We start from the raw sequence: 8,520 nt of genomic DNA on the forward strand, positions 1-8,520 counted from the left end.
CCCCCACCAACGGGAGGGGCTGGACCGGAGGACGAAGTCTGGAGGGCCGGCACCGCACCCAAAAACACCACGCCCGCCGCCAGGCGCAACGGCGAGCAAGACCCGCGGCGCCGCAGACAGGTACGTGGGAGGTCAAGCAAAGCGCAAGCGGCTGCTCGTGCCGTCCCACCACGTGACGTGGAGGGTGTCGTCGGCCAGGTGGGTCGTGGCCAAGGTGCTCGGTGGGGCGGGGGCCGGGTCGTTGGTCAGGGAGGCGAGGGCTACGAAGAGGGCGCCCTCGGGGCGGTCGGTGATGGTGCCCTCCAGGGCGGACGTGTGGGTGTGGGGGCCCATCAGGGTGCTGCCCGTAGAGGTGTGGAGCGCGGCGTCGTCGTAACCGTGCAGGCCGTGGAGTTGGGCGGTGGGGCCGTCGGGGGTGGTGGCCCAGCCGGTCTGGCGGACGCGGGTGCCGGGGGCGGCGCCGGTGACGAGGTGGGCACGGAGTTCGGCGCGGCCGTGCACGAGGGTCGTGGAGAGGACCCGGATGCCGGTGAGGACCGTGCCGTCGGCGTGCCGGGGGGTGTGGGTGGAGGACGCCCGGTCCGGGCCGGTGGCGTGGGGGTGCGCGGGGCCGCGGCGGGTGGGGCGGCCGTCGAGGAGCAGCACGAAGTGGTTGTCGCCGTCGGCGGTCGGGCCGGTGCGGGTGGAGTAGGCGAAGCGGGCGTAGTGGGGGTCGTCGGGGGTGGCGTTGCTGCCGTGGTTGTGGACGCGGACCAAGCCGTCGGAGGCGGTGGAGTGCAGGAGGAGACCTGTGCGGCCGAGGGGGCGGACGGTGTCCGTGGTTTCGGCGGGGAGCGGTTCTTCTCGGGTGGTCCAGACGGGGTGGGTGGCGGGGAGCAGCAGGCCGAGGAAACCCTTGGCCGCCCAGTAGGGGGAACCCGGACCGGAGTAGCTCTGGAGCATCGGCTCGTACGGCCCGTACCAGCCGAGCGGCAGCAGGCCGTCCGGGGTGAGGGCGCCGCGGTCGAGGAAGTGCCGCAGGGTTCCGGAGGCGAGGCGGCGGGTGGCGCCCGGGGTGAGCGGGGTGTGGCCGGTGAGGGCGCCGAGCCAGGGGGCGGCGGTGGCGGCGAAGCGGTAGGTGAGCGAACGGCCGAAGGGGAGCGGGGCACCGTTGGCGTCGAAGAGGCAGGTGTAGTCGCGTAGTTGGGCGTGCAGCCGCGCGCCGTAGTGGGCCCGCAGGGGGTGGTCGCCACTCAGGTGGGCGTGCAGGACGGGGTAGAAGTGCAGCGCCCAGGCGTTGTAGTGGTCAAAAGCGCGGTTCTCGCCGTCGGAGTACCAGCCGTCGCCGCGGTACCAGCCCTCGATGCGGGTGAGCGCGCGGTCGATGGCCGTCTGTGCGCGTACCGTCTCGATGCCGGCGTCGCGGAGGAAGCCGCCGACGGTGAGGCCGAAGAGCCACCAGTTGTTGTCGACGGGGGACGGGCCGAGGGCGGGCAGCAGCCAGGCGGCGAGGCGGGTGCGTACCGCGTCGTCGAGGGTGTCCCAGAGCCAGCGGCGGGTCAGGCGCAGGCCGAGGGCGAGTGAGGCGGCTTCGACGCGGGCCTGGCGGACGGTGTCGATCCGGGGCCAGGAGTCGGGGTCGGCTGAGGTCAACTCCGTTGTGGAGGTCGGGCTTTGGGGGCCGACGGTCAGGCCTTCGGTGTAGCGGGCCAGGTGGGCGTGGGGGTCGTGGCCGTTGTTGCCGGCGACGCGGAGGGCGGCGAGCAGGAAGGTGCGGGCGAAGCCTTCGAGGCCGTCCGAGCGGGGGCCGGAGGAGCTGGGGCGGGGGCCCGGGAGGGAGATCAGGGCGTGGTGCGGCGAGGCGTGGCGGGCGGCGGCGTGCAGCAGGCCGTCGGCCGTCGCCTCCCAGTGGGCGCGGGTCCAGCCGGTGTACGGGCTGCGGCGGCGGTCCTCGGGTGGAAGGGGGAACGGGAGGGGGCACGGGCGGCGGGCGGTGGGCGCGCGGGCGGGCTCGGGCATGGCTTCCCCCGGGGAGAGGTGGCGGGCGGCGGCCGTGCGAGCGGAATCCTTCTGCGCCGACTGATCGCTCGTCAAGCGGACAGGAAAGAGAAGAGATCGAACGATCGGTTTGTCTTGCGCTCGATCCTTGAGGCTGGCTGACCGTCGCCCCGCTCACTTAGGCTCGGCCGCCATCGGGCCGCCCGGGCCGTCCTACGCGAGGGGAACGCCGCCGTGCACGAAAGATCAACTTCTTCCTCCCCCAGGTGATGCTGTCCGACCAGCACCTCTTCCCGCTGAGCCGCGGCCTGTACGCGTGGAACAGCAACACCCACGCCCGAGCCGTCCTACCACCCCCGCCCCCCTCGTCGTCACTGGTTCGCTCCTCGCCGTCATCCCGCTGATCGCCGCCTCATCGCCCTCCAGCGACACCGGAAGGCCGGCCTCGCCGCCGGCAGCGGCAGGTGACGGGCCACGACGGGCGACCGCGAAGGAGCACCGTTCATCACTATGCACCCCACCCCTGACAATCCCGCCGGACCTGCGGAAATGCCGTCCGCACGCCCCGCGTTGCTGCTGTCGATGGGCCCCGGCATCGTCGACCGGCTGCTCGGCGCGCGCCACCGCACCCGCCTCGCGGCACTCGCCCGTACCGACCCCCGCCTGGTCGCGCACGAGCTGGCCGACCCGTCCCCCGCGGTCGCCGCCGCCCTCGCCGAGGCCGAGGTCCTGCTCACCTGCTGGGGCGCGCCGCCGCTCACCGCGCGGGTGCTGGACGCCGCGCCCCGGCTGCGCGCCGTCATCCACGCCGCCGGCTCGGTCAAACACCACCTCACCGCTGCCTGTTGGGAACGCGGCCTCGCGGTCACCTCGGCCGCCGCCGCCAACGCGCTGCCGGTCGCCGAGTACACGCTCGCCGCGATCCTGCTCGCCAACAAGCGCGTGCTGCACTCCGCACACCGTTACCGCACCCTGCGCGGCCCGCACGACTGGCAGCGGGAACTCGCCGGCGCCGGCAACTACCACCGCACCGTCGGCGTCATCGGCGCCTCGCGCATCGGGCGCCGCGTCATCGAACTGCTGCGCCCCTTCGACCTGCGCGTACTGCTGCACGACCCGTACGTCGGCGCCGCCGAGGCCGCCCGTCTGGGCGCCCGGTCGGTACCGCTGGGCACACTGTGCGCGGACAGCGACATCGTCACCGTGCACGCCCCGCAGCTGCCCGCGACCCGCCATATGCTCGGCGCCCGGGAACTCGCCCTGATGCCCGACGGGGCCACCCTGATCAACACCGCCCGCGGCTCACTCGTCGACGAGACGGCCCTGCTGCCCGAACTGCTCACCGGCCGCCTCAACGCCGTCCTGGACGTCACCGAGCCAGAACTCCCGCCCGCTGACTCGCCGTTGTACGACCTGCCGAACGTCCTGCTCACCCCGCACGTCGCCGGCTCCCTCGGCACCGAACTCCACCGCCTGGCCGACCACGCCCTCGACGCCCTGGAACGCTACGCCCACGGCCTCCCGTTCACCGACCCGGTCCACCCGGAACACTTGCACCACTCGGCCTGACGGGGCCGGGCCACGACCTGGTCAGACTGGGCTACCACGTGGTCTGAGTGGGGCACGACCTGGTCTGACTGGGCCACCGCCCGGTCTGACCCGAACCCAGCGGTCGGCCGGGGCGGCCGCTCACCGTGGGCCGGGACCGGCGGCCACGGGTCGGCCGTGTCCGGTGCCCGTACCCCCGCGGGCCGCCCCTACCTTCCCCACCTCGGGCCACCCCACCTCCCCCGGCAAGTCACCCCTCCCCTCTACGGGCGGGTGCCCCGCTCCCCCGCCCGCGGGTCCCCACCTCACCCGCCCACCCCCCGAAGGGGGGTGGGCGGCGGGGAAACAACAACAGAGGTGCGCGCGGGCAAACAACAACACAGGTGCGCGGCGGGGACACCACACCACAGGTGCACGGAGGGAAAACAACACAGGTGCACGGAGGGGAACAACACAGGCGCACGGCAGGAAAACAACCACACAGATAGGCCGCCACCCCCGCAGGAAAAGCACCGAACCCGGCCCCGCCGAAGCGGGACCGGGTACGGGTGGTCAGCGAGGGGCGGCAGGGCGCCGCCCCCGGCCCGTGTGCTGCGTCAGTGCGCGTGGCCGTGGCCGTGGCCGGCCTCGGCGGGCTCGTCCTCGGCGGGCTTCTCGACGACCAGGGTCTCGGTCGTCAGGAGCAGCGAGGCGATGGAGGCGGCGTTCTCCAGGGCGGAGCGGGTGACCTTCACCGGGTCGATGACGCCGGCCTTGACCAGGTCGCCGTACTCGCCGGTGGCGGCGTTGAAGCCCTGGCCCTTGTCCTGCTCGGCGACCTTCGCGGTGATGACGTAGCCCTCGAGGCCCGCGTTCTCCGCGATCCAGCGCAGCGGCTCGACGACGGCGCGGCGGACGACGGCGACACCGGTGGCCTCGTCGCCCTCCTTGCCGAGGGAGCCGTCCAGCACCTTGGCGGCGTGGACCAGCGCGGAGCCACCACCGGAGACGATGCCCTCCTCGACCGCGGCGCGGGTCGCGGAGATGGCGTCCTCCAGACGGTGCTTCTTCTCCTTGAGCTCGACCTCGGTGGCCGCACCCACACGGATGACGCACACGCCGCCGGCGAGCTTGGCGAGGCGCTCCTGGAGCTTCTCGCGGTCCCAGTCGGAGTCGGTGGTCTCGATCTCGGCCTTGATCTGGGCGACCCGGCCGGTGACGTCCTCGGCCTTGCCACCGCCGTCGACGATGGTGGTGTCGTCCTTGGTGACGGTCACGCGGCGGGCGGTGCCCAGCACGTCCAGACCGGCCTGGTCGAGCTTGAGGCCGACCTCCTCGGCGATGACGGTGGCACCGGTGAGGGTCGCCATGTCGCCGAGCATCGCCTTGCGGCGGTCACCGAAGCCGGGGGCCTTGACGGCCACCGCGTTGAAGGTGCCGCGGATCTTGTTGACGACGAGGGTCGACAGGGCCTCGCCCTCGACGTCCTCGGCGATGATCAGCAGCGGCTTCGAGGCACCGGCCTGGATGATCTTCTCCAGCAGCGGCAGCAGATCCTGGATCGAGGAGATCTTGCCCTGGTGGATGAGGATGTACGGGTCCTCGAGGACGGCCTCCATCCGCTCCTGGTCGGTGACCATGTACGGCGAGAGGTAGCCCTTGTCGAAGGCCATGCCCTCGGTGAAGTCCAGCTCCAGGCCGAAGGTGTTGGACTCCTCGACGGTGATCACACCGTCCTTGCCGACCTTGTCCATCGCCTCGGCGATGAGCTCACCGACCTGCTTGTCCTGCGCGGACAGACCGGCCACGGCGGCGATGTCGGCCTTGTCGTCGATCGGCCGGGCGGTGGCGAGGAGCTCCTCGGACACGGCCTTGACGGCGGCGTCGATGCCCTTCTTCAGGGCGGCCGGGGAAGCACCCGCGGCGACGTTGCGGAGGCCCTCGCGGACCAGCGCCTGGGCCAGCACGGTGGCGGTGGTGGTGCCGTCACCCGCGATGTCGTTGGTCTTGGTCGCCACCTCCTTGACGAGCTGGGCGCCCAGGTTCTCGTACGGGTCGTCGACCTCGACCTCACGGGCGATGGTGACACCGTCGTTGGTGATGGTCGGGGCGCCGAACTTCTTGTCGATGACGACGTTGCGGCCCTTGGGGCCGATCGTCACCTTGACCGTGTCGGCAAGCTTGTTGACGCCGCGCTCAAGGGCGCGACGAGCGTCCTCGTCGAACTTCAGGATCTTCGCCATGGGTTGCTTCAAGTCCTCTCATTGCGATCCTCGGCACGCAGTGGGGACCGCTGTCTCAAACGGAACTGCGCCCCTGCCCCGGGTTGTTTAGACGCGGGAACCAGGGGCGCAGATCACGGCAAATCTGGGTGACTTACTTCTCGACGATCGCGAGAACGTCGCGAGCCGAGAGAACGAGGTAGTCCTCGTTGTTGTACTTCACCTCGGTGCCGCCGTACTTGCTGTAAAGCACGACGTCGCCAACGGTGACGTCGAGCTCGACGCGCTTGCCGTCCTCGAAGCGACCCGGGCCCACGGCCAGGACGACGCCCTCCTGGGGCTTCTCCTTGGCGGTGTCCGGAATGACCAGGCCCGAAGCCGTGGTCTGCTCGGCGTCGAGCGGCTGGACCACAATGCGGTCCTCGAGCGGCTTGATGGCAACCTTGGAGCTGGCGGTCGTCACGATCCGACCTCCCCCTTCGGAGATCTCACGGGGTTAACTGTCTGAGGTGGCGACCAGGTGGATCCGTCGTCGCGGGTGCCGGACCTGCCCGTCGCTGTGTGTCTGGCACTCCCCCTTGGAGAGTGCCAACGCCGAGACTATGACGCGGTTAGCACTCGGTCAAGCGGAGTGCCAGCGCGGCGGGGGTGCGTCGTACGGCGCGGGTTGACCACCGCCCCGTACCAGGGGGCCCGGGCGCCCCGGATCCCTGCCAAATCGGACACACCTCCCCCTTCCCTCGCAACCACGCCACCGGCTGCTTCGTCTACCTCCCCGACTGCCGAGCCGGTGAACCGTGCGCGACGCGTGCGACGTATACGACCTGTGCGATGTATGCGATGCATGTGGCACGTACGACGTGTGCGATGTACGGGGCACGTACGCCGTGTGCGACGTGTGCGATGTGTGCGATCCGCGATGCGTACTGCGGGGGGCGTACTGCGGGGGTGCACCACGCGTGCCACGTATACGACGTATGTGACGTACACGATGTATGCGACGTACGCGACCCCGTCCCGGCCGGCGGCCCTGACCATCGATGGGGGAGGAACCCGTGCGTGGACTGACCAGCGCTGCCCGGGCGGCCGGGGAGCCGGAGAGTGATGCCGAACGCACCATGACGTTCGCCGCGCTCGCCCAGGCACCGAACCGCCGGCGGACCGAGGCCCGGCTGCTCGCCCTCGTCGTCGCGATCGCCGTCTTCGGCTACGCGTACACCGGCCTGTCGATGACCGGCCGGCTGCCCGGCGGACTGCCCGGCTTCTCGGTCAGCATGCTCTTCGTGGCGCTCGTCCCGCACCTGGTCCTGCGCCGCTGCGCCCCGCGCGCCGACCCGCTGATCCTGCCGCTGGCGACGCTGCTGAGCGGGATCGGCCTGGTCCTGCTGCACCGCCTGGACATCACGTACGCCCGGTCCCGCCACCTCAAGATCGCCGAGGCGACCAGCGGGCAACTGGTGTGGACGGTGATCGGGGTGGCGGTCTGCATCGTCATCCTGCTGGTGCTGCGCGACCACCGCATCCTGCAGCGCTACATCTACCTGACGATGGCGGTGGCGCTGGTGCTCCTGATGGCGCCGGCCTTCTTCGGCGCGGACATGTACGGCGCCAAGCGGTGGATCCTGCTCGGGCCGCTGTCGCTCCAGCCCGGCGAGTTCGTGAAGATCATGATCTCGGTGTTCTTCGCCGGCTACCTCACCGTCAACCGCGACGCGCTGGCACTGGCCGGCCGCCGCGTCATGGGCATCCAGCTGCCCCCGGGACGGCAGCTCGGCCCGATCTTCACCATATGGGTGGTCAGCCTGCTGGTGCTGATCTTCGAACGCGACCTGGGCACCTCGCTGATCTTCTTCGGCGTCTTCGTGATCATGCTCTACATGGCCACCGGCCGCACCAGCTGGGTGGTGTGCGGTCTGCTGATGGCCGTCGTCGGCGCGGCCGTCGTCGGCTCCCTCGAACCGCATGTGCACGGGCGGGTCACCGCCTGGCTGGACCCGATGCGCGCCTTCACCAAGGAGGGCGCGGCCGAGCACATGTCCGACCAGCTCGGCCAGGCGCTGTTCAGCTTCGGCAGCGGCGGCATCAGCGGCACCGGACTGGGCCAGGGCCACCCCGAGCTGATCGGCTTCGCCGGCAACAGCGACTTCATCCTCACCACCGTCGGCGAGGAACTCGGCCTCGCCGGGGTGATGGCCGTCCTGATGCTCTACGTCCTGCTCGCCCAGCGCGGCCTACGGGTGGGGCTGACCGCCCGCGACGCCTTCAGCAAACTCCTCGCGGTCGGCCTCGCCGGCGCGCTGCTGCTCCAGGTCTTCGTCGTCTCCGGCGGCGTCACCGGCCTCATCCCCCTCACCGGCAAGGCACTCCCCTTCCTGGCCAAGGGCGGCTCGTCCCTGGTCGCGAACTGGGTGATGGTGGCGGTCCTGCTCCGCATCAGCGACCACGCGCAGCGGCGGCGCGAGCCGGTGCGCTAGCGCTTCGCGGTGCCTCCCACGTACTTGGCCGTCCCGCCGTGGGGCTTGTTCGCCGGTGCGCTTTGCGGCGCCGCGCACGTACCTGTCCGTCCCGCCGCGGGGCGTCTCGCCGTGGCGCTTTGCGGCGCCCCCGTACGTACCTGTCCGTCCCGCCGCGGTGGTTTCCGCCGTTGCGCTTTGCGGCGCCCCCGCACGTACCTGTCTGCGGCGCCGCGGGGCGTCTCGCCGTTGCGCCTGCGGCGGGCTGGGTTGTTGTTGGGTGCGGTGACGGTCCTCCGGGGCCTTGTTCGTGGACTGCTTCGCTTTACGTCCACGAACAA

General features: G+C 71.3%; 5 protein-coding genes and 1 pseudogene. 3 read left to right on the forward strand and 3 right to left on the reverse strand.

Annotated features, from left to right (window positions below):
• Nucleotides 1-132: 132 nt before the first annotated feature.
• Complete coding sequence (locus tag ACFV1J_RS40020; RefSeq protein ID WP_385866892.1) at nt 133-1,998, reverse strand: DUF2264 domain-containing protein; 1,866 nt, start codon at nt 1,996-1,998, stop codon at nt 133-135.
• Between the two features lie 227 nt (nt 1,999-2,225).
• Here ACFV1J_RS40020 and ACFV1J_RS40025 point away from each other — a divergent pair.
• Together ACFV1J_RS40025 and ACFV1J_RS40030 are read left to right on the forward strand one after the other, a co-directional pair.
• Nucleotides 2,226-2,445: pseudogene (locus ACFV1J_RS40025) on the forward strand (carbohydrate ABC transporter permease); the annotation flags it as partial.
• A 42-nt stretch (nt 2,446-2,487) separates the two neighbouring features.
• The gene (locus ACFV1J_RS40030; RefSeq protein WP_385866889.1) at nt 2,488-3,546 is read left to right on the forward strand and encodes a hydroxyacid dehydrogenase; all 1,059 of its coding nucleotides are present in this window, start codon (nt 2,488-2,490) and stop codon (nt 3,544-3,546) included.
• A gap of 575 nt (nt 3,547-4,121) precedes the next feature.
• On the opposite strand, the gene groL is transcribed toward ACFV1J_RS40030, so the two are convergent.
• Both groL and groES read right to left on the reverse strand, forming a co-directional pair.
• A complete protein-coding gene (groL, locus tag ACFV1J_RS40035; protein ID WP_385866894.1) occupies nt 4,122-5,747 on the reverse strand; it encodes a chaperonin GroEL in 1,626 nt (541 codons plus the stop codon).
• A 133-nt stretch (nt 5,748-5,880) separates the two neighbouring features.
• Nucleotides 5,881-6,189 (reverse strand): co-chaperone GroES, encoded by a 309-nt coding sequence (gene groES, locus ACFV1J_RS40040; RefSeq protein WP_261957073.1) that lies wholly within the window; start codon nt 6,187-6,189, stop codon nt 5,881-5,883.
• 655 nt (nt 6,190-6,844) lie between these two features.
• Between groES and ACFV1J_RS40045 the strand changes: the two genes are divergently transcribed.
• Nucleotides 6,845-8,200 carry an FtsW/RodA/SpoVE family cell cycle protein gene (locus tag ACFV1J_RS40045; protein WP_385866896.1) on the forward strand — a complete coding sequence of 452 codons (1,356 nt, stop codon included), beginning with the start codon at nt 6,845-6,847 and terminating at the stop codon, nt 8,198-8,200.
• Nucleotides 8,201-8,520 lie beyond the last annotated feature (320 nt).

This window comes from Streptomyces sp. NPDC059649, from assembly GCF_042734445.1.
Taxonomy (GTDB): Bacteria; Actinomycetota; Actinomycetes; order Streptomycetales; family Streptomycetaceae; genus Streptomyces.

What these genes read in the sequence shown, in the direction of transcription:
- ACFV1J_RS40020 (WP_385866892.1), bottom strand. Translation starts at nt 1,998, where the DNA reads ATGCCCGAGCCCGCCCGCGCGCCCACCGCCCGCCGCCCGTGCCCCCTC.
- ACFV1J_RS40030 (WP_385866889.1), top strand. Translation starts at nt 2,488, where the DNA reads ATGCACCCCACCCCTGACAATCCCGCCGGACCTGCGGAAATGCCGTCC.
- groL (WP_385866894.1), bottom strand. Translation starts at nt 5,747, where the DNA reads ATGGCGAAGATCCTGAAGTTCGACGAGGACGCTCGTCGCGCCCTTGAG.
- ACFV1J_RS40045 (WP_385866896.1), top strand. Translation starts at nt 6,845, where the DNA reads ATGACGTTCGCCGCGCTCGCCCAGGCACCGAACCGCCGGCGGACCGAG.